Here is a 21,194-nt window from a genome sequence, read left to right on the forward strand (position 1 = left end):
GTCACCGTCGCCGAGCCGGTGGCGCTTTTCGTGTGACTCCCAAGGGTGTTCTCACGACTCCTACGGGTGCCGGATTGGCTTTCCCGCCGCAGGTGGGGGCAGGATGCGTCTTCGGGCGCGAGGGTCTGACGACGGACCCGGGTCCGGGGACTCACCGAGGACCCTGGCAGCATCGGCTTCGACGTGCCCATCATGCGGCTCCGCCGCGTGGCACGCCTCAACGGCAAGAAGAACACGGGAGTAACAACATGAACCGCAGTGAGCTGGTGGCCGCGCTGGCCGACCGCGCCGAGGTGACCCGCAAGGACGCCGACGCCGTGCTGGCCGCGTTCGCCGAGACCGTCGGCGAGGTCGTTGCCAAGGGCGACGAGAAGGTCACCATCCCTGGCTTCCTGACCTTCGAGCGCACCCACCGTGCCGCTCGCACCGCGCGCAACCCGCAGACCGGCGACCCCATCCAGATCCCGGCCGGCTACAGCGTGAAGGTCTCGGCGGGCTCCAAGCTCAAGGAAGCCGCGAAGGGCAAGTGATCTTGCCGTCGTACGCCACGGGACGGCGTACGAGGCCGTACCCGGACGGGACGGCATCACGGGGCCCGGTGACGCCGCTTGGGACGGCGTACGGGCCCGGAAAGGCCTAAGGGGCGGTCACCCGATGGGGGTGACCGCCCCTCGCGCGTCTGCGGATGCGCAGATGCGACGTGTGCGGGTCACACGCGGGTCACACGCGTACGGGTGCGGCCGTGCGGGCCGCGTACCCGCGGCCGGGTGGCCGCCTTCCGCGCGGGCCTTCCGGTCTCCCGGAAGCCCGCACGGAAGGCCCTCAGACGAGGGCCTTGCCCGGGAGCTCGACCTTCGCGCCCAGCTCGGTCAGCTTCTCCATGAAGTTCTCGTAGCCGCGGTTGATCAGGTCGATGCCGTGGACCCGGGACGTGCCCTGGGCCGCCAGGGCCGCGATCAGATACGAGAAGCCGCCGCGCAGGTCGGGGATGACCAGGTCGGCGCCCTGGAGCTTCGTCGGGCCCGAAACCACCGCGGAGTGCAGGAAGTTGCGCTGTCCGAAGCGGCAGTTGGAGCCGCCGAGGCACTCGCGGTAGAGCTGGATGTGCGCGCCCATCTGGTTGAGCGCGGACGTGAAGCCGAGGCGGGACTCGTAGACCGTCTCGTGGATGATCGACAGGCCGGTGGCCTGCGTCAGCGCGACCACCAGCGGCTGCTGCCAGTCCGTCTGGAAGCCCGGGTGCACATCCGTCTCCAGCGCGATCGACTTCAGCTGGCCGCCGGGGTGCCAGAAGCGGATGCCGTCGTCGTCGATCTCGAAGGCGCCGCCCACCTTCCGGTAGGTGTTCAGGAACGTCATCATGGACCGCTGCTGCGCACCGCGGACGTAGATGTCGCCCTCGGTCGCCAGCGCCGCCGACGCCCAGGACGCGGCCTCCAGGCGGTCCGAGAGCGCGCGGTGGGTGTAGCCGCCGAGCTTCTCCACACCGGTGATGCGGATCGTGCGGTCGGTGTCCATCGCGATGATCGCGCCCATCTTCTGCAGCACGCAGATGAGGTCCTCGATCTCCGGCTCGACGGCCGCGTTGGACAGCTCGGTGACGCCCTCGGCGAGCACCGCCGTCAGCAGCACCTGCTCGGTCGCGCCGACGGACGGGTACGGCAGCCGGATCTTGGTGCCGCGCAGCCCCTTGGGGGCCTCCAGGTACTGGCCGTCCGCGCGCTTCTCGATGACCGCGCCGAACTGCCGCAGCACGTCGAAGTGGAAGTCGATGGGACGGCCGCCGATGTCGCAGCCGCCGAGGCCCGGGATGAACGCGTGCCCCAGGCGGTGCAGCAGCGGGCCGCAGAAGAGGATCGGGATGCGCGACGAGCCCGCGTGGGCATCGATGTCGGCGACGTTCGCGCTCTCGACGCGGGTCGGGTCGAGCACCAGCTCACCGGGTTCCTCGCCCGGACGGACCGTCACGCCGTGCAGTTGCAGCAGCCCCCGCACCACGCGCACGTCGCGGATGTCGGGGACATTGCGCAGCCTGCTCGGCGCACTGCCCAGCAGAGCGGCGACCATGGCCTTCGGTACGAGGTTCTTCGCACCGCGGACACGGATTTCGCCCTCCAGCGGGGTTCCGCCGTGGACCAGGAGGACATCGTCGTTGACGGTCATGGGTCTCGCGTTTCCGTCGAGTGGGGCAGGGGCCGAAGACGTAAGCGTAATCGCCGTTCACCCCCCTTCAGTAAGCCCGAGGGCCTCCGGGCGACGTCATGGCTTCGCCACGAACACGAGCCGTGCGTGAGCGGACGCACCCGGTGACCGCCGGGCGTGCGCCGGTGTCGCATCCGTGAGCCCCGCACCGCATTCACCCGCGTACCCGGATTGCCTCCCCATCCCGGGGCAAGATGCGGGATCATGTCTGCCATGACCGAGGTGTCCTCGCTCACAGGGCGGCTGCTCGTGGCCACGCCCGCCCTGGCGGACCCGAACTTCGACCGCGCTGTGGTGCTGCTCCTCGACCACGACGAGGAGGGCTCGCTCGGTGTGGTCCTGAACCGTCCCACGCCCGTGGACGTGGGTGACATCCTGGAGGGCTGGGCGGAGCTGGCGGGGGAGCCCGGTGTCGTCTTCCAGGGCGGACCGGTGTCGCTGGACTCGGCGCTCGGTGTCGCGGTGATCCCCGGGGACGCCTCCGGGGAGCGGGGCCCGCTCGGCTGGCGGCGGGTGCACGGCGCGATCGGCCTGGTCGACCTGGAGGCCCCGCCCGAACTGCTCGCCCAGGCACTCGGCTCGCTGCGGATCTTCGCCGGGTACGCGGGCTGGGGGCCGGGTCAGCTCGAGGACGAACTGGTCGAAGGGGCGTGGTACGTCGTCGAGTCGGAGCCCGGCGATGTGTCGTCCCCGGCGCCGGAGAGACTGTGGCGGGAGGTGCTGCGGCGGCAGCGCAGCGAGCTGGCGATGGTGGCCACCTATCCGGACGACCCTACGCTCAACTGATGCGCGCGGGCTTCAGTACCCTTGCCGTATGAGCACTCTCGAGCCCGAGCGCGGCACCGGTACGGGGACCCTCGTAGAGCCGACGCCGCAGGTGTCGCACGGCGACGGTGACCACGAGCGCTTCGCCCACTACGTCCAGAAGGACAAGATCATGGCGAGCGCCCTCGACGGCACGCCCGTCGTGGCGCTGTGCGGCAAGGTGTGGGTACCTGGCCGCGACCCCAAGAAGTACCCGGTCTGCCCCATGTGCAAGGAGATCTACGAGTCCATGAGCAGCGGCGGCGACGAGGGCAAGGGCGGCGACAAGTAGCCGGCCGGCTCCCCGTCCGACGACGACCGCAGGGCCCCCGGGGCGCGTGACGGCGCGTCCCGGGGATCTTCGTGTCCGTGTCCTTCGCCGCTCCGCTTTCATCACCCCGTTTCCGCCACCCCGTCTCCGCCACTCCGTTCCCGCGATGCCGCTTCTGTTGTCCCGTTTCCGTTCACGGCGCCTCGTCGATCAGGCTTCCCTCACCCGGACGGTGTGGATGCCCGGGGATTTCGTGAAGGCCGAAGGACGGGAGGGGCTGGACGCGATGGGCTTCGAGGATCTGATCCCGGCACCCCGCAAGGGCTGGTGGGTGCCCCCGCGGGGGCTGTTCGTGCTCGACGAGGAGACGGTGCTGCGCGCGGAGCCCGGCACCGAGCGCGTCGCACACTGGATGCGCGACGTCCTGGGCGCGGCCACCGGGCTGCCGTTCCGGGAGGGGAGCGCGGACAACGGCATCGCGCTGCGCATCGACCCGGGGATGGCGCCCGAGGCGTACCGCCTCGTCGTCGACGGGCACGCCGTCCGTCTCGACGGCGGCAGCGCGGCCGGCGTCTTCTGGGGAGCGCAGACTTTCCGCCAGTTGCTGGGGCCGCAGGTCTTCCGGCGGGCGCCGGTCGACCCGGCCCGCCGTGAGTGGGACGTGCCCGGCGTGGTCGTCGAGGACGCGCCCCGCTTCCCCTGGCGCGGTCTCCTGCTCGACGTGGCCCGGCACTTCACACCCAAGGACGGCGTCCTGCGCTGTCTGGACCTGATGGCCGCTCACAAGCTGAACGTCCTGCATCTGCATCTCACCGACGACCAGGGCTGGCGGCTGGAGATCAAGCGCCACCCGCTGCTCACGGAGGTGGGCTCCTGGCGGTCCCGCAGCCGGTTCGGTCACCGTGCCTCGCCGCTGTGGGAGGAGAAGCCGCACGGCGGTTTCTACACGCAGGACGACATCCGCGAGATCGTCGCGTACGCCGCCGCGCGGCATATCACCGTCGTCCCCGAGATCGATGTCCCCGGGCACAGCCAGGCGGCCATCGCCGCGTATCCCGGGCTCGGCAACACGGACGTCGTCGACACGGCCTCCCTCTCGGTCTGGGACGACTGGGGTATCTCGGCCAACGTACTCGCCCCCACCGACTCCACCCTGCGCTTCTACGAAGGGGTGTTCGAGGAGGTTCTGGAGATGTTCCCTTCGACGTTCGTTCACATCGGCGGCGACGAGTGCCCCAAGGAGCAGTGGCGTTCCTCCCCGGCCGCCCAGGCGCGCATCAAGGAACTCGGGCTCGCCGACGAGGACGGACTGCAGGCGTGGTTCATCCGGCACTTCGACACCTGGCTGACCGCCCGGGGCCGGCGGCTCATCGGCTGGGACGAGATCCTGGAGGGCGGCTTGGCGGAAGGCGCCGCCGTGTCCTCCTGGCGCGGATACGCCGGCGGCGTCACCGCCGCGCGGGCCGGCCACGACGTCGTGATGTGCCCGGAGCAGCAGGTGTACCTGGACCACCGTCAGGATGGCGGCGCGGACGAGCCGGTGCCCATCGGGTACGTGCGCACCCTGGAGGACGTCTACCGCTTCGAGCCGGTTCCGCCGCAGCTCACCGGGGAGCAGGCGCGCCATGTGCTGGGCACCCAGGCCAACGTCTGGACCGAGGTGACGGAGGATCAGGCACGGGTGGACTACCAGACGTTCCCGCGGCTCGCGGCCTTCGCCGAGGTCGCCTGGAGCGATCTGCCCGCGCCCGTGGAGCGCGACTTCGGGGACTTCGAGCGGCGGATGGCCGTCCACTACCGCCGGCTTGACGCCCTGGGGGTCGCCTACCGGCCGCCCACGGGGCCCCGGCCGTGGCAGCGGCGGCCCGGGGTACTCGGACGTCCGATCGAGGGTGCGCCCCCGAACGTGTGAGGCCGTAGCGGAGGGGCAGCCGACGAGCCGGGCGCCTGGAAACGTGACCCCGCGTGGGAAAAGTCGCACCAGGGCCGCCGGGGACCGGCGTTCGGCACTCATGGGGGATGTCATGGCAAAACGGAACATCTCCCTGGTGAGGGGGCGAATGCCTCCTAGCGGACCCCCGCGTCGGGGGCCGGGAAAGATGTGCCAGAGTTGCCACGTCCGGCCTGTCAGCACGTACCGTACGGCAACACAGGTGGGACCAGGTGGGGCAGCGGGAAGGGGCAGCCGGTTTGACCACGCACGCACCGCAGGCGGCGCAGGCCGTGACGCTGCCCGCCTCGCTGGACGAGGCCGTGGCGGCCCTTGCCGCCCTGCCGGCCGCAGTCCCCGTGGCGGGCGGCACCGATCTGATGACCGCGGTGAACTCCGGCCAGTTGCGGCCCGCCGCGCTGGTCGGTCTCGGCCGTATCAGCGAGATCCGCGGCTGGCAGTACCAGGACGGCCACGCGCTGCTCGGCGCCGGCCTCACCCACGCGCGCATGGGCCGCCCCGACTTCGCGGCCCTCATCCCCGCCCTCGCGGCGGCCTCGCGCGCCGCCGGACCGCCGCACGTCCGCAACGCGGGCACCCTGGGCGGCAACATCGCCTCGGCCGCCCCCACGGGGGACGCGCTCCCGGTGCTGGCAGCCCTGGAGGCCACCCTGATCATCGCGGGCCCGGGCGGGGCCCGCCGCGAGATCCCGGTCTCGCACCTGCTCGCCGGCATGGAGCCGCTGCGCGCCGGCGAACTCATCGGCTACGTGCGCGTACCGCTGCTGCACGCCCCCCAGGTCTTCCTGAAGGCGACCGGGCGCACCGGTCCCGGGCGGTCCGTCGCGTCCGTGGCGCTCGTCCTCGACCCGGCCCGGCGCGGTGTGCGCTGCGCCGTCGGCGCCATAGCGCCCGTGCCGCTGCGCCCCCTGGAGGCCGAGCACTGGGTCGCTCAGCTCATCGACTGGGACAACAACCGCGCGATCGTCCCGGAGGCGCTCGCCGCCTTCGGGGAGTACGTCGCCGCGGCCTGCATCCCCGACCCCGCACCGGCCGGGGACGGCACCATGGAGCAGCTTCCGCCTGCCGTACTGCATCTGCGGCGCACCGTCGCCGCGTTGGCCCGACGAGCACTGGGGAGGGCACTGTCGTGACCGACGACCGGCACCCTGAGGAGACCCCGCAGGGGGCCACCCACGGTTCCTGGGAGCGACTGCCACAGGGGGACTACGACGACGGCGCCACCGCCTTCGTCCAGCTCCCCGAGGGAGGAATCGACGCCCTTCTCGCCGCTCACAGCCCGCTGGCCGCGCCGGGCCACGGCTATGTGCCGCCGACGTTCGACCCCACCGCCGGCGAGGGCGCCTGGGCCGCGCCCGCGGAGGGCGCCCACTGGCCCGGCCCGGACCAGGCCCCCGCGGAAGGCGCGGGAGACCGGTTCACGCACCACCCGGGAGCCACCGGGCAGTGGACCTACGACGAGACCGCGGCCGCGCAGGAGCACCCCGCGCCCGGGCACGACGTCACCGGTGAGTGGTCGATCCCGGTGGCGGGCGGTGATCTGCCGGACGAATCGGGCGAGTTCAGCACGTCGACCCTCGTCGAGCAGTGGGGCGGCACCCCGCCCGCGACGCTGCCGGGCGGCGCGCCCGCGCCCTGGGCGACGGACTCGGCCGGGCACGCCTGGACCGACGGGACCGACGGGACGCGCCAGGGCGCCGACGAGCCGGCCGGCCCGGCCGCGCAGACGCCCGGCGAGGCCCCTGGAGAGCCGTCCGGCGGGCCGTACGAGGACACGGGGGCCGAGGGTGTCCCGGAGGTGCCCGAGGCCGCCCAGGAGCCGTCAGAGCCCGCCGCCGTGCCCGCCGTCGAGGAGGCCCGCCCCTCGGACGCCGTACCGGCGGCAGACCCCGTCGCGGCCGGTCCCGCACCGGCCCCCTCGGCCGACGCCGCGGAACAGGACCAGGAACCCCCGCCGCCCCCGCACGACGAACACCCCCTCGCCTCGTACGTCCTGCGGGTGAACGGCTCCGACCGGCCCGTCACCGACGCGTGGATCGGCGAGTCGCTGCTGTACGTGCTGCGCGAGCGGCTCGGCCTCGCCGGCGCCAAGGACGGCTGCTCGCAGGGCGAGTGCGGCGCCTGCAACGTCCAGGTCGACGGACGGCTCGTGGCCTCCTGCCTCGTGCCCGCCGTCACCGCCGCGGGCAGCGAGGTCCGTACGGTCGAGGGCCTCGCCGCCGACGGACAGGCCTCGGACGTGCAGCGGGCGCTCGCCCGGTGCGGGGCCGTGCAGTGCGGCTTCTGCATCCCCGGCATGGCGATGACGGTGCACGACCTGCTGGAGGGCAACCCCGCGCCGACCGAACTGGAGGCCCGCCAGGCTCTGTGCGGCAACCTGTGCCGCTGCTCCGGTTACCGGGGCGTCCTGGAGGCCGTCCAGGAGGTCGTCGCCGAACGCCAGGCGCACACCGAGGCCGAGCCGGCACCGGACACGGACGAGCTGCGCATCCCGCACCAGGCAGGCCCCGGGGCGGGCGGCGTCCACCCCTCCGCGCTCGACGGCGCGGGCCCGCACGAGCACCCGTACGGCCAGGACGGAGGCCAGGCGTGAGCAACGAAGCCGCCACCGCGACCACCGCGGCGGCCGCACCCGCAACCGCTCCCGAGCCGCCGCACGGCCTGGGCGCCTCCCTGCCGTCGGCCGACGCCCGCGCCAAGACCGAGGGCACCTTCCCCTACGCGGCCGACCTGTGGGCCGAGGGCCTGCTGTGGGCCGCCGTGCTGCGCTCGCCGCACCCGCACGCGCGCATCGTGTCGATCGACACCAGCCACGCGCGCGAGATGCCCGGTGTGCGGGCCGTCGTCACCCACGAGGACGTGCCCGCCGGCGCCCACGGCCGGGGCACGGCCGACCGCCCCGTGTTCGCCTCCGAGGTCGTACGCCACCACGGGGAGCCCATCGCGGCCGTCGCCGCCGACCACCCCGACACCGCGCGCATGGCCGCCGCCGCGGTCATCGTCGAGTACGAGGTGCTCGACCCGGTGACCGACCCGGAGCAGGCCTTCGAGGCCGAGCCGCTGCACCCCGACGGCAACCTGATCCGGCACATCCCGCTGAGCCACGGCGACCCGGACACGGTGGGCGAGGTCGTCGTCGAGGGCCTGTACCGCATCGGCCGCCAGGACCCCGCCCCGATCGGGGCGGAGGCCGGCCTCGCGGTGCCCCGGCCCGACGGCGGGGTCGAGCTGTACCTCGCCTCCACCGACCCGCACGCCGACCGCGACCGGGCCGCGGCGGTCTACGGCCTGGAACCCGAGCGGGTGAAGATCGTCGTCACCGGGGTGCCCGGCGCCACCGCCGACCGCGAGGACCAGAGCTTCCAGCTTCCGCTCGGCCTGCTCGCCCTGAGAACCGGCTGCCCGGTGAAGCTGACCGCGACCCGCGAGGAGTCGTTCCTGGGCCACGCCCACCGCCATCCCACCCTTCTGCGCTACCGCCACCACGCGGACGCCGAAGGCAAGCTGGTGAAGGTCGAGGCGCAGATCCTGCTGGACGCGGGCGCCTACGCGGACACCTCCTCGGACGCGCTGGCCGCCGCCGTGTCCTTCGCGTGCGGCCCGTACGTCGTCCCGAACGCCTTCATCGAGGGCTGGGCCGTACGCACCAACAACCCGCCGTCGGGCCATGTGCGCGGCGAGGGCGCGATGCAGGTGTGCGCGGCCTACGAGGCGCAGATGGACAAGCTCGCCAAGAAGCTCGGCGTCGACCCGGCGGAGCTGCGGCTGCGCAACGTCATGGCGACGGGCGACCTCCTGCCGACGGGCCAGACCGTGACCTGTCCGGCGCCGGTGGCCGAACTCCTTCAGGCGGTACGGGACCACCCGCTGCCCTCGCTCCCCAAGGACACCCCCGAGGAGGAGTGGCTGCTGCCGGGCGGCCCCGAGGGCGCGGGCGAACCCGGCGCGGTGCGCCGCGGTGTCGGCTACGGCCTCGGCATGGTGCACATGCTCCGCGCGGAGGGCGCCGACGAGGTGTCCACGGCCACGGTGAAGGTCCACGACGGCGTCGCGACGGTGCTGTGCTCGGCCGTCGAGACCGGTCAGGGCTTCACCACGCTGGCCCGGCAGATCGTCCAGGACACCCTGGGCATCGACGAGGTCCACGTGGCCCCCGTCGACACGGACCAGCCGCCGGCCGGCGCGGGCTGCCGCGGCCGCCACACCTGGGTGTCGGGCGGCGCGGTGGAACGTGCCGCCAAGATGGTCCGCACCCAGCTGCTGCAACCCCTCGCGCACCAGTTCGGCATGTCCACCGAGCTGCTCCAGATCACCGACGGCAAGATCACCTCGTACGACGGCGTGCTGTCGACCACGGTCACCGAGGCGATGGACGGCAAGGAACTGTGGGCCACGGCGCAGTGCCGGCCGCACCCGACGGAGCCGCTGGACGAGACGGGCCAGGGCGACGCCTTCGTGGGGATGGCGTTCTGCGCGATCCGCGCCGTGGTGGACGTGGACATCGAGATCGGTTCGGTACGGGTGGTGGAACTGGCGGTCGCCCAGGACGTGGGCCGGGTCCTGAACCCGGCTCAGCTCGCCGCGCGCGTGGAGGCCGGCGTCACCCAGGGCGTGGGCATCGCGCTCACCGAGAACCTGCGTACGGCCCGCGGCCTGATCCGCCACCCCGACCTGACGGGCTACTCCCTCCCCACGGCCCTGGACGCCCCGGACATCCGGATCGTCAAGCTGGTCGAGGAACGCGACGTGGTCGCGCCGTTCGGCGCCAAGGCGGTCAGCGCGGTGCCCGTGGTGACGTCCCCGGCGGCGATCGCCGCCGCGGTGCGCGCGGCGACGGGCCGTCCGGTCAACCGCCTGCCGATCCGGCCGCAGGCGGCCGTGGTGACGACGACCCAGTGAACGGCGGCACCGTCGCGGGCGACCGCCCGCGACGGTGCCGCCGGGTGGGCCCCGGCTCCTTCACGTGACGTCCTCCAGCGTTTCGGGCGTTGTCAGTGGGGCGGCGTATGGTTCTTGGCGTTGGGGGAGAGCCGCCCGGCAGGAGCATGTGCCCTGCCCGCGGACGCCCTGGGGACGACGCACGCGGGGGAAAGCAATGGGCACGACCGACACCGGTGGCGTGATCACGCTGACCGAGACGGACCTGGATCCGTATGTGACGCACACGGGGACGCGGCACCTACCGGCGGAAGCCGGACTGCCGTGCGACAGCGCCCGGCTCGCGTTCGGGGCACTGCGCGGGCAGCCCGTGCTGCGCCGGGTCGCCGAACTGGTCGACGACGCGGGCAAGCTGGCCGCGGAGCTGCACGACCAGCTCGTCATAGGGGCGCTGCGCACCTTCGACCGCGACCTGGAGTGCCTGCTGCTGGACGGCACCACGGGCAGGTCCTCCACGACGCGTGTCTTCCCGCGCCACCTCGGCCTGGTGGACCTCGCGCCGCTCGCCCCCTCCCTGAAGGCGCTGCTGCGGTTCGCGGCGGCGACGGACGAACTCGTCGCGTCCCGCGGCCGGTTCGCACCGCGGGGACACGGCCCGAACGCGGTCGCGGACGCGGCCGGGCGGCTGACGTCGACGTTCGCCGAGGGCGCCGGGGAGGAGCCCGTCCCCTACCGGCGGATGGCCGCGCTGATCCGTCCCCTGGCCCGGATCGCGCGCCGCGGCGCGGGGCTGCGGCTGGACCTTCCGCCGCGTCTTCTCGACGAGGAGTTCGGCACCGCCGCGCTCGTGCGCTTCGAGGACGTCGACTTCCCCGGCGTGCTCACGCACGAGCCGACCCGCCGCTTCCTGAGCGAGGTGGGCCTGCCGGAACACGGCTACTGGTACGAGCTGGACACGGACGTGCCCCTGCCGACCCTGGCCGAGTACGCCGCGGAGGAGGGCGGCATCCCCGCGGACCGACTCCCCGACGGCGCGGACCGCCTGATCCGCCTCGGCTGTCTCGTGGAGGACACGAGCCTGGTCGTCGACGGCGCCACCGGGGAGGTGCTGAGCTGGGGTGAGCCCGACGCGACCCTGCGCCCGCTGAACGCGGACGTCTCTACGCTGGCGTTCACGGTCTGGCTGGTGCACCGCGAGAAGTCGCTCGACGAGGAGCACGACCTGCCCGACGCCTACGAGCAACTGGCCGCCACGATGACCCAAACGCTCGCCGCCGTCGCCCCGGCCGCCTGCACCCCGCCCCCGCGCACTCCCCAGAACGACGGCTGGCGCCACTGGCCGAAGGCCTTCGAGGACCAGGCGGGTGGCGGCCTGCACGCGTAGCCGGCTCCGGTGGCATGGCCATCGGGGCGGGTGAAGTGCCGGGCCGTATCGCCTGGCCGGCGTTTCTGTCGCACTGGCTCCTTGACCGGTTCGCAGCAACGTCAAGGAAGACCTGCCCGCGCCGAGCAGGCCAGACCAGCGCAAGAGGCCGTGGCGGGAATCGAACCCGCGTAACTCGCTTTGCAGGCGAGTCCCTGAACCACTCGGGCACACGGCCGGGGTCGGGCGCGGAGCGGCTTGCGCGTGTTCCGGACCGACACAGGGACCGTAGGGTTTCGGGGCCGGCGGGTTCAAGGGGAGCGCGGGTGCTGCAACGGTACTGCCATACGCCGTCATGCGCCGTTCATGAAACGGGCTCGGGCCCTAGGTCCAAGGTCCCAGGCGATCACCGGCTTCAGACAGGAGCCAATCCGCTCTGAGCCCCTTACTCTGACCGCATGGCAGCCCTGGAACCCCGCGACACGGACGTCGTCCCCTCCCTCCCGCCGGTCGACCGCGGCGGCGTGCTGAGCCGGCCGTACCGGGCGCTCAGCATCGGCATCGTCTCGGTCATCGTGCTCATCGCCTTCGAGGCGACGGCCGTCGGTACCGCGATGCCGGTCGCGGCACGGGAGCTGGACGGGCTGTCCCTGTACGCCTTCGCGTTCTCCGGGTACTTCACCACCAGCCTGTTCGGCATGGTGCTCGCGGGCCAGTGGTCGGACCGCAGCGGCCCCCTCGCCTCGCTGACCTGCGGCATCGCCGCGTTCGCCACCGGGTTGCTGCTGTCCGGCACGGCCGGGGCGATGTGGCTGTTCATCGTGGGGCGGGCGGTTCAGGGGCTCGGTGGCGGCCTGGTCATCGTCGCCCTGTACGTCGTCGTCGGCCGCGCCTACCCGGAGCGCCTGCGACCGGCGATCATGGCCGCGTTCGCGGCGGGCTGGGTGGTCCCGTCGGTGGTCGGCCCGCTGGCCGCGGGCACGGTCACCGAACAGCTCGGCTGGCGCTGGGTGTTCATCGGTATCCCGGTGCTGGTGGTGTTCCCGCTGGCCCTCGCGCTGCCGCAGATACGGCGCCGGGCGGGCGGCCCCGCCGAGGAGGCCGTCGCCGCCCCCTTCGACGTCCGTCGTATCCGTCTCGCACTCGGCATCTCGCTCGGCGTCGGGCTTCTGCAGTACGCCGCCCAGGACGTGCGCTGGGTCTCGCTCGTCCCCGGCGTCGTGGGTGCCGCGCTGCTCGTCCCGGCGGTTCTCCGGCTGCTCCCGCGCGGCACCTACCGGGCGGCGCGCGGACTGCCGTCCGTGGTGCTGCTGCGGGGAGCGGCGGCGGGTTCCTTCGTCTCGGCGGAGAGCTTCGTCCCGCTCATGCTCGTCACCCAGCGGGGGCTGTCGCCGACGCTGGCCGGACTCTCCCTCGCGGCGGGCGGCGGAAGCTGGGCGCTCGGGTCGTACCTCCAGTCCAGGCCGCGCCTGGAACCGTATCGGGACCGGCTGATGACCCTCGGCATGATCGTGGTCGCGGCGGCGATCGCGACGGCGCCGAGTGTGCTGGTGCACACCGTGCCGGTGTGGATCGTCGCCGTCGCCTGGGGCTTCGGCTGTTTCGGCATGGGCCTCGTGATCGCCTCGACCAGCGTGCTGCTGCTGAAGCTGTCGCCCCCCGAGGAGGCGGGCGCCAACTCGGCCGCCCTGCAGATCTCCGACGGTCTGTCCAACGCCGTCCTGCTGGCCGCGGGCGGTGCCGCGTTCGCCGCGCTCGGCGGCGGCACGGTCGCCCCCGCGGCCGGGACGGCTGTCGGCGGCTCCCATCCGGCCGCCTTCGCCGCGGTGTTCCTGCCGATGGCGGCGGTCGCCCTGGTGGGGGCGTGGGTGACGACCCGGTTGCACGAGCGGTGACCCGCGAGCGCCGTACTCCGTGATCTGTGACCCCGGTCGCACCGGGGCCGGATGCGGCACCGTCAGCCCGGGAGGCGGGTCAGCACACCGGTAGGGTGGCCCGGTTGTCATACGTAGCCGAGCCGCCCCAGACCCCCACCGAACCGGAGACCGTGACTACCTCCCGCCCGCCAGCCGCCACCCTCAACGGCGAGTCCCAAAGGCCCGCCACGGCCCCCGCCGGCAGCTCCTCGCACCACCTCTCTCCCGCCTTCCCCGGCCGCGCCCCCTGGGGCACCGCCGGCAAGCTGCGTGCCTGGCAGCAGGGGGCGATGGAGAAGTATGTCCAGGAGCAGCCGCGTGACTTCCTCGCCGTCGCCACGCCCGGCGCCGGCAAGACGACCTTCGCGCTGACGCTCGCGTCCTGGCTGCTGCACCACCACGTCGTGCAGCAGGTGACCGTGGTCGCGCCGACCGAGCACCTGAAGAAGCAGTGGGCGGAGGCGGCCGCGCGCATCGGGATCAAGCTCGACCCCGAGTACAGCGCGGGACCGCTCGGCCGGGAGTACCACGGCGTCGCCGTCACCTACGCGGGCGTCGGCGTACGGCCCATGCTGCACCGCAACCGTGTCGAGCAGCGCAAGACGCTCGTCATCCTCGACGAGATCCACCACGCGGGCGATTCCAAGTCCTGGGGCGAGGCGTGCCTGGAGGCGTTCGAGCCCGCGACCCGCCGGCTCGCCCTCACCGGTACGCCGTTCCGGTCCGACACCAACCCCATCCCGTTCGTGACGTACGAGGAGGGGAACGACGGGATCCGGCGGTCCGCCGCCGACTACACCTACGGATACGGGTCCGCGCTCGGCGACGGGGTCGTGCGGCCGGTCATCTTCCTCTCCTACAGCGGCCAGATGCGCTGGCGCACCAAGGCGGGCGACGAGATCGCCGCCCGGCTCGGCGAGCCCATGACCAAGGACGCCGTCAGCCAGGCCTGGCGCACCGCCCTCGATCCGCGCGGCGACTGGATGCAGAGCGTGCTGCGCGCCGCCGACCAGCGGCTCACCGAGGTCCGCAAGGCCATCCCGGACGCGGGAGCCCTCGTCATCGCCACCGACCAGGAGTCGGCCCGCGCCTACGCCAAGCTCATCCGGGACATCACCGGGCACAAGGCGACCCTCGTCCTGTCCGATGACGCCGGCGCCTCCGACCGCATCGACGAGTTCAGCGGCAACGACGACCGCTGGATGGTCGCGGTCCGTATGGTGTCCGAGGGTGTCGACGTGCCGCGGCTCGCCGTCGGGGTGTACGCGACCACCATCTCCACCCCCCTGTTCTTCGCCCAGGCCGTCGGCCGTTTCGTACGGTCCCGGCGCCGCGGCGAGACCGCCTCCGTCTTCCTCCCGACGGTCCCCGACCTCCTCACCTTCGCCAATGAGATGGAGCGGGAGCGCGACCACGTCCTGGACAAGCCGAAGAAGGACGGCGAGGAGGACCCGTACGCCGAATCCGAGAAGGAGATGGAGGAGGCCAACCGGGAGCAGGACGAGGACACCGGCGAGCAGGACATGCTGCCCTTCGAGGCGCTGGAGTCCGACGCTGTCTTCGACCGGGTCATGTACAACGGCGCCGAGTTCGGCATGCAGGCCCACCCGGGCAGCGAGGAGGAGCAGGACTACCTCGGCATCCCGGGTCTCCTGGAGCCGGAGCAGGTGCAGTTGCTGCTGCAGAAGCGGCAGGCCCGGCAGATCGCGCACAGCCGCAAGAAGCCGGACGCGGACGCCGATCTGCTCGAACTGCCCGCCGAACGGCGTCCGGTGGTCACCCACAAGGAGCTGCTGGAACTGCGCAAGCAGCTCAACACGATGGTCGGGGCGTACGTCCACCAGAGCGGCAAGCCGCACGGCGTGATCCACACCGAGCTGCGCCGGGTGTGCGGCGGCCCGCCGAGCGCCGAGTGCACCGCAGGCCAGCTACGGCAGCGGATCGCCAAGGTCCAGGAGTGGGCTACACGGATGCACTGAGCTGACACTGCGCCGGGTGGCCGGGTGGCCGGGTGGCCGGGTGGCCGGGTGTGGGGGGTGCGGGGTGCCGAGTGCGGGGCTCGTGCTGTCCTTCGCGCGTATCCCGCTGTCAGCCGTGCGCATTCCGCCGTAAGCCGTGCGCATTCCGCCGTAAGCGGTGCGCATTCCGTCGTGAGGCGCGCGCATCCCGCCATGAGGTGCGCATTCCGCCGTACGCCGCGCATATATCACCGTAAAAGGAACCGATGCCTACCGGTTGCGGACCGGATTCTGGACGGAGCCTTCCGCTCAGCGAACCGTGTCGCTACTGTCCCGCTACGCACACGCCCCGTGGCAGCGCCGCCGCGGAGCGCAGCCGTGAAGCGACCGAGCCCGGGGGCCGCCCGGGCCGCAGGCCGATCGGCGGCCTCTGAAACGCGTCGCCGACGGGACTCGGCGACGCATCCGCCGCGAAGGGGCCGCCGTCCTCACCACGAAGGAGTGGGCGTCGTGACCGCGGAGACCTCTCAGACGCTGGACCGGGGCCTCAAGGTCCTCAAACTGCTCGCCGACACGGACCACGGGCTGACGGTCACCGAGCTGTCCACCAAGCTGGGCGTCAACCGGACCGTGGTGTACCGGTTGCTGGCCACGCTGGAACAGCACTCCCTGGTCCGCCGCGATCTGGGGGGCCGCGCCCGGGTCGGGCTCGGGGTGCTGCGCCTCGGCCGCCAGGTGCACCCGCTCGTGCGGGAGGCCGCGCTGCCCGCGCTGCGCGCGCTGGCCGAGGACATCGGCGCGACCGCGCACCTCACCCTGGTCGACGGCGCGGAGGCACTCGCCGTGGCCGTGGTCGAGCCGTCGTGGACCGACTACCACGTGGCCTACCGGGCCGGGTTCCGGCATCCGCTCGACCGGGGAGCCGCCGGCCGGGCCATACTCGACGCCCGCCGGCAGCCGGTCTCCGAGCCCGGCTACACGCTCACCCACGGGGAGTTGGAGACGGGCGCGTGCGGGGCGGCCGCACCGCTGCTCGGGGTGAACGGGGTCGAGGGCAGCGTGGGGGTCGTCATGCTGTCGGACGCGGTGCCGGAGCGAGTGGGACCGCGGGTCGTGGACGCGGCGCGGGAGGTGGCGGAGGCACTGCGCTGACGGCGGCCCCGGATCAGCCGCCCAGCACCCTCGACCGGAGCCACAGCACCAGCCGTTCGTCCGGAGCCACAGCACCAGCCGTTCGTCCGGATCGTGCACGCCGCGTACACCGCCGACGGGGCCCGGCTCGCCGGGACCTGCGCCGCGGTCCCCGGGCCGCCCGCCGAGGCGGCCTCGTACGCCCTGCCGGCGGCGGCCGGCCCGGGCCTCGGCCACGTCGTGAAGCAGACGCAGCGCGCCTGGCCGCTGGGGCGCGGCGTCCGCGCCCTGCGTCTGCCGCGGGCCGGGCACTCGGCCCGCACGACCATGAGCGGCATGACCCGCGCCCGTACCGGCCCCCGTCAGGGATGACCCGCACCCGTACCGCCCCCCGTCAGGCATGACCCGCGCCCGGTCCGACCGGCACGCGGCCGGAACGCTTCCTCGCGTTAGATTGATCCCGTGCTCTCTCGCCTCCCCCGCCCCAAGGCCGTCGCCCTCTGTGCCCTGCCCGTCGTGGCCCTGCTCGCCACGGCGGTGTTCGCGCCGCTGCCGTTCTCCGTGGCGCAGCCCGGCATGACGGCGAACGTCCTCGGCGAGAACAAGGGCGCCCCCGTGATCACGATCAGCGGGGCGCCCCTGCGCACGACGGCGGGCCAGCTCCGGATGACGACGATCGAGGCGACCGGCCCCGACGCGGACGTCTCGCTCGGCGACGTGATCGACGGCTGGTTCCGCACGGACCGCGCGGTGTTGCCGCGCGACGCGGTCTACCCGAACGGCAGCATCAAGGAGATCGAGCGGCACAACGCCGAGCAGATGCAGCAGTCCCAGGACGCGGCCAGCCGGGCGGCACTGAGGTATCTGCACGTCAGCGACAAGGACGTCAAGGTCACGCTGAAGCTCGCGGACGTCGGCGGCCCCAGCGCGGGCCTGCTGTTCACCCTCGGGATCATCGACAAGCTGGAGGGCGACGGCAGCGGTGGCGACCTCACGGGCGGCCGGACCATCGCCGGTACGGGCACGATCGACACGGCCGGCGACGTGGGCGCGGTCGGCGGGGTCGCCCTCAAGGTGCAGGCCGCCCGCCGTGACGGCGCGACGGTCTTCCTGGTCCCGAAGGAGGAGTGCCTCGACGCGCGGGCGGAACTGCCGAAGGGCCTGCGTCTGGTCCCGGTGACCACCCTGAACGGGGCGGTCGAGGCGCTGGTGGCCCTGGAGAAGGGCAAGGGCTCGGTACCGAGCTGTTAGCGCCCCCATAGGCGGCGGTTCGTCCCGTCGCGACGCCCGGCACACCGGACGGCAACCCGGACGGCAGGTCGAGTGGCGCCTCCCGGGGGCTCTTCAGACGGTTCATCGTTCCGCTATGTTGTTACCACTCCGTAGTTCACGCCTCAACCAGGTGTACGGCCCTACTTGTGGCATGCGCATGCCCGAATTGGCCCGGGAAGCCGCTTCGCGTCCCTTTCGCACTCTCGCTCACCGAAAGCCCCTCACTCCGTGACCGTCTCCTTGTACGAGGTCCAACCGGCCGGTCGCCATGCGGCAGCGCCCACGGGCAGTCTGTTCCGGCGGGTCTACGCGCCCCGTGCCTGTGACGCGCTCGCCTACTCCATGGCGACCTACGCCATGCCGCTCGTGGTGCTGGCGACCACCGGCTCCGCATCCCTGACGGGCCTGGCGTTCGCGCTGGAGTGGATCCCCCGGGTGGCCGCGTTCAGCTTCGCCGGTGACCTGGTGGACCGGAGCGGCGCGGCCATCGTGTGCTTCCTCGCCTCGCTCGCGCGGGCCCTGCTGGTGGCGGGCGCCGGTGTCCTCCTGGTCCTGCTGCCCCAGGGCACGGCCGAGACCGTCGCCGTCATGGCGCTGGCCGCCGTGACCGGTGCCCTCACCCAGTTCAGCTTCATCGCCAACGAGGCCATCGGCGCCATCGTCAGCCGCCGGACCGAAAAGGAGTCCCACAAGGTGCAGTCGGTGCTGATCGGCATCGACCAGATGGCCACCCTCATCGGCCCGGTCCTGGGCGGTGTCCTGCTGCTGACCGGACCGACCCGCATGCTCGCCTGCCTGAGCGTGCTGTCCTTCCTGTCGGCCGGGCTCGCCCTGCAGACCCCGCCCACGCCCCTGCGCGCCGGGCGCGGCAGCGGGCAGGGGAAGGGCGGAGGCATGCGGGAAGGATGGGAGACCCTGCGCTCACTGCCGACCCTGCGCCGGCTCGTGGCCGGGCTGGCCTGCTCCAATCTGGTGCTCGGTCTGCTGCAGTCGGCGAGCCCCGTCCTCGTGGAGGGCCGCTTCGGCCGGTCCCCGGCCGCCGTCGGCACGCTCTGGTCGGTGGCCGCCGCCGCCACCCTGGTCGTGGTCACCTGCTGCCGGTTCGCGCTCAACCGGACGGGCCTGTGGGGGGTCGGCGTCGTCAGCGCGACGGTCGCGGCCACCGCCTGCCTCGCCGTGCCCTGGGCTCCCTCCTACGCCGGCTACACGGCGCTCGTGGCCCTCTTCATGGCCGCCGACGGAGGGCTCACCATCGTCCTGCGCACCCTGCGCTCGCAGATCATCCCGCCCGCCGCCTTCGGGACGACCCTCTCCCTGACCATCCTGCTCCTGCTGCTGCCCTTCCCCGTGGCGGGCGTCGTGCTCGCCCTCACCCCGCCGTCGTATCTGACCGACGTGATCGGCGTGTGCGCCGTGGTGCAGGCCCTGATCCTGTTCGTCACCTTCTTACGGCTACGGCACGACCCCGTGATGCGCGCCACGGCGGGCCCGGGAGGACGCGAGGCCTGACCTGGGAGGCCGCGAGCCCGACCCGGCCGCCCGGCGGGAGCCGTCGGCGGCCGGGTCAGGCCCTCTCCCGGTCCTGTGCCGCCTGTTCCACCAGCGGGATGATCCGCAGCGGAACCGGGTTCTCCATGACGATCGCCGTCGAGGCGCGGTCGATGCCCTCGAAGCCGACCACCCGGTCGATCACCCGCTGGAGGTCGGCGTTCGAGCGGGCCACCAGCCGGCACAGCATGTCACCGCTGCCGGTGGTCGTATGCAGTTCCAGGACCTCGGGCACGGTCGCCAGATGGGCCCGTACGTCCGGGCCCTGGCCCTGGCGGATCTGGAGCGTCGCGAACGCCGTGACGGGGTAGCCGAGCGCGGCCGGATCCACCTGCGGCCCGAAGCCGCGGATCACCCCATGGGACTGGAGGCGGTCCAGGCGCGCCTGGACCGTGCCCCGGGCTACCCCGAGCCGCCGGGACATCTCCAGCACCCCGACGCGCGGCTCGCGCGCCAGCAGCACGATGAGCCCGGCGTCCAGATGATCGATCACCACACCGCTCCTTCCGATAGTCATCCTGTACAGAACGCCCGGTGATTCGGGCGTCTTGCTGGGCAGAATGCCCAGCCGATACGCAAACTATTGCGCACCTTGCGGAGACGGGTGAGGCTGCCGACATGACGCAGACCACACACCACACCCCGGACACCGCGCGCGAGGCAGACCCCTTCCCGGTCAAGGGAATGGACGCGGTCGTCTTCGCCGTGGGCAACGCCAAGCAGGCCGCGCACTACTACTCCACCGCCTTCGGGATGCGGCTCGTGGCCTACGCCGGCCCGGAGACCGGCAGCCGCGAGACCGCCTCGTACGTCCTGGAGAACGGCTCCGCCCGTTTCGTCTTCACCTCGGTCGTCAAGACCGTCACCGACTGGGGCCGCTTCCTCACCCGGCACGTCGCCGAGCACGGCGACGGTGTGATCGACCTCGCCATCGAGGTCCCGGACGCCCGCGCGGCGTACGCGTACGCGATCGAGCACGGCGCCCGCTCCCTCGCCGAGCCGCACGAGGTGAAGGACGAGCACGGCACCGTCGTCCTGGCCGCGATCGCCACCTACGGCGAGACCCGCCACACCCTGGTCGAGCGCACCGGCTACGACGGCCCCTACCTCCCCGGTTACGCCGCCGCCGACCCGATCGTCGAGCCGCCCGCGCAGCGCACCTTCCAGGCGATCGACCACTGCGTCGGCAACGTCGAACTCGGCCGCATGAACGAATGGGTCGAGTTCTACAACAAGGTCATGGGCTTCACGAACATGAAGGAGTTCGTGGGCGACGACATCGCGACCGAGTACAGCGCGCTGATGTCGAAGGTCGTGGCCGACGGGACGCTCAAGGTCAAGTTCCCGATCAACGAGCCCGCGATCGGCAAGAAGAAGTCCCAGATCGACGAGTACCTGGAGTTCTACGGCGGCCCCGGCGTCCAGCACATCGCGCTCAACACGAACGACATCGTGCGCACGATCCGCACGATGCGCGCGGCGGGCGTGCAGTTCCTCGACGCCCCGGACTCGTACTACGACACCCTCGGCGAGTGGGTCGGCGACACCCGCGTCCCCGTCGAGACCCTGCGCGAGCTGAAGATCCTCGCCGACCGCGACGAGGACGGCTATCTGCTGCAGATCTTCACCAAGCCGGTCCAGGACCGTCCGACGGTCTTCTTCGAGATCATCGAGCGGCACGGCTCCATGGGCTTCGGCAAGGGCAACTTCAAGGCGCTGTTCGAGGCGATCGAGCGCGAGCAGGCCAAGCGCGGAAACCTGTGACCCGCCCCCGCGGCGCGCGGCGGCGCACCGCGACAGGGCCTTAGTAGGGCTTCGTTAGGTAGCCCAACTGCCGTCTGATCGGTAGCGTGTGATCTTGTATCGGGTATGACACCCGAGGAGATGGATGAGGTCCGTC

17 protein-coding genes and 1 tRNA gene are annotated in these 21,194 nt (G+C 72.6%); 15 read left to right on the forward strand and 3 right to left on the reverse strand.

What is annotated here, in order from left to right; all coding sequences use genetic code 11:
- The first annotated feature begins 248 nt into the window (after positions 1 to 248).
- The gene (locus tag ACWD5Q_RS29655; protein WP_007498188.1) at positions 249 to 530 is read left to right on the forward strand and encodes an HU family DNA-binding protein; all 282 of its coding nucleotides are present in this window, start codon (positions 249 to 251) and stop codon (positions 528 to 530) included.
- A 292-nt stretch (positions 531 to 822) separates the two neighbouring features.
- Here ACWD5Q_RS29655 and murA read toward each other — a convergent pair whose 3' ends face one another.
- On the reverse strand, positions 823 to 2,163 hold the full coding sequence (gene murA / locus ACWD5Q_RS29660; RefSeq protein ID WP_451430141.1) for a UDP-N-acetylglucosamine 1-carboxyvinyltransferase: 1,341 nt from the start codon (positions 2,161 to 2,163) through the stop codon (positions 823 to 825).
- A 252-nt stretch (positions 2,164 to 2,415) separates the two neighbouring features.
- Between murA and ACWD5Q_RS29665 the strand changes: the two genes are divergently transcribed.
- The 7 genes from ACWD5Q_RS29665 to ACWD5Q_RS29695 all read left to right on the forward strand — a co-directional run bounded on the left by ACWD5Q_RS29665 (position 2,416) and on the right by ACWD5Q_RS29695 (position 11,490).
- Positions 2,416 to 2,988 (forward strand): YqgE/AlgH family protein, encoded by a 573-nt coding sequence (locus ACWD5Q_RS29665; protein WP_451430156.1) that lies wholly within the window; start codon positions 2,416 to 2,418, stop codon positions 2,986 to 2,988.
- Positions 2,989 to 3,016: 28 nt separating this feature from the next.
- The gene (locus tag ACWD5Q_RS29670; RefSeq protein WP_451430142.1) at positions 3,017 to 3,298 is read left to right on the forward strand and encodes a DUF3039 domain-containing protein; all 282 of its coding nucleotides are present in this window, start codon (positions 3,017 to 3,019) and stop codon (positions 3,296 to 3,298) included.
- A gap of 265 nt (positions 3,299 to 3,563) precedes the next feature.
- Positions 3,564 to 5,189, forward strand: a complete 1,626-nt coding sequence (locus ACWD5Q_RS29675; protein WP_451430157.1) for a beta-N-acetylhexosaminidase — start codon at positions 3,564 to 3,566, stop codon at positions 5,187 to 5,189.
- 278 nt (positions 5,190 to 5,467) lie between these two features.
- Entirely contained in the window at positions 5,468 to 6,361 is an 894-nt protein-coding gene (locus ACWD5Q_RS29680; RefSeq protein WP_451430143.1) for an FAD binding domain-containing protein, read from the forward strand.
- Complete coding sequence (locus ACWD5Q_RS29685) at positions 6,358 to 7,821, forward strand: 2Fe-2S iron-sulfur cluster-binding protein (RefSeq protein ID WP_451430144.1); 1,464 nt, start codon at positions 6,358 to 6,360, stop codon at positions 7,819 to 7,821. Before ACWD5Q_RS29680 ends, ACWD5Q_RS29685 begins: the two co-directional genes overlap by 4 nt.
- On the forward strand, positions 7,818 to 10,127 hold the full coding sequence (locus ACWD5Q_RS29690) for a xanthine dehydrogenase family protein molybdopterin-binding subunit (RefSeq protein ID WP_451430145.1): 2,310 nt from the start codon (positions 7,818 to 7,820) through the stop codon (positions 10,125 to 10,127). The genes ACWD5Q_RS29685 and ACWD5Q_RS29690 overlap by 4 nt, the downstream gene beginning before the upstream one ends.
- 196 nt (positions 10,128 to 10,323) lie before the next feature.
- Complete coding sequence (locus tag ACWD5Q_RS29695) at positions 10,324 to 11,490, forward strand: SUKH-4 family immunity protein (RefSeq protein WP_451430146.1); 1,167 nt, start codon at positions 10,324 to 10,326, stop codon at positions 11,488 to 11,490.
- A gap of 145 nt (positions 11,491 to 11,635) precedes the next feature.
- Here ACWD5Q_RS29695 and ACWD5Q_RS29700 read toward each other — a convergent pair.
- Positions 11,636 to 11,707 (reverse strand) — tRNA-Cys (locus ACWD5Q_RS29700).
- A 220-nt stretch (positions 11,708 to 11,927) separates the two neighbouring features.
- On the opposite strand from ACWD5Q_RS29700, the gene ACWD5Q_RS29705 reads away from it, so the two are divergent.
- The 6 genes from ACWD5Q_RS29705 (at position 11,928) to ACWD5Q_RS29730 (ending at position 19,255) form a co-directional block, all read left to right on the forward strand.
- Complete coding sequence (locus ACWD5Q_RS29705; protein ID WP_451430147.1) at positions 11,928 to 13,364, forward strand: MFS transporter; 1,437 nt, start codon at positions 11,928 to 11,930, stop codon at positions 13,362 to 13,364.
- A gap of 152 nt (positions 13,365 to 13,516) precedes the next feature.
- Positions 13,517 to 15,364, forward strand: coding sequence for a DEAD/DEAH box helicase (locus tag ACWD5Q_RS29710; RefSeq protein ID WP_451430148.1), 1,848 nt, complete (start codon positions 13,517 to 13,519; stop codon positions 15,362 to 15,364).
- Between the two features lie 489 nt (positions 15,365 to 15,853).
- The gene (locus ACWD5Q_RS29715; RefSeq protein WP_451430149.1) at positions 15,854 to 16,495 is read left to right on the forward strand and encodes an IclR family transcriptional regulator; all 642 of its coding nucleotides are present in this window, start codon (positions 15,854 to 15,856) and stop codon (positions 16,493 to 16,495) included.
- A 93-nt stretch (positions 16,496 to 16,588) separates the two neighbouring features.
- Positions 16,589 to 16,846 carry a hypothetical protein gene (locus ACWD5Q_RS29720; protein ID WP_451430150.1) on the forward strand — a complete coding sequence of 86 codons (258 nt, stop codon included), beginning with the start codon at positions 16,589 to 16,591 and terminating at the stop codon, positions 16,844 to 16,846.
- A 90-nt stretch (positions 16,847 to 16,936) separates the two neighbouring features.
- Entirely contained in the window at positions 16,937 to 17,725 is a 789-nt protein-coding gene (locus tag ACWD5Q_RS29725) for a S16 family serine protease (RefSeq protein WP_451430151.1), read from the forward strand.
- Positions 17,726 to 17,974: 249 nt separating this feature from the next.
- Entirely contained in the window at positions 17,975 to 19,255 is a 1,281-nt protein-coding gene (locus ACWD5Q_RS29730; protein WP_451430152.1) for an MFS transporter, read from the forward strand.
- Positions 19,256 to 19,310: 55 nt separating this feature from the next.
- Here ACWD5Q_RS29730 and ACWD5Q_RS29735 read toward each other — a convergent pair whose 3' ends face one another.
- The gene (locus ACWD5Q_RS29735) at positions 19,311 to 19,790 is read right to left on the reverse strand and encodes an Lrp/AsnC family transcriptional regulator (RefSeq protein ID WP_451430153.1); all 480 of its coding nucleotides are present in this window, start codon (positions 19,788 to 19,790) and stop codon (positions 19,311 to 19,313) included.
- 122 nt (positions 19,791 to 19,912) lie between these two features.
- On the opposite strand from ACWD5Q_RS29735, the gene hppD reads away from it, so the two are divergent.
- A complete protein-coding gene (gene hppD / locus ACWD5Q_RS29740; RefSeq protein ID WP_451430154.1) occupies positions 19,913 to 21,058 on the forward strand; it encodes a 4-hydroxyphenylpyruvate dioxygenase in 1,146 nt (381 codons plus the stop codon).
- Positions 21,059 to 21,194: the final 136 nt, after the last annotated feature.

Source organism: Streptomyces sp. NPDC002513, from assembly GCF_053595355.1.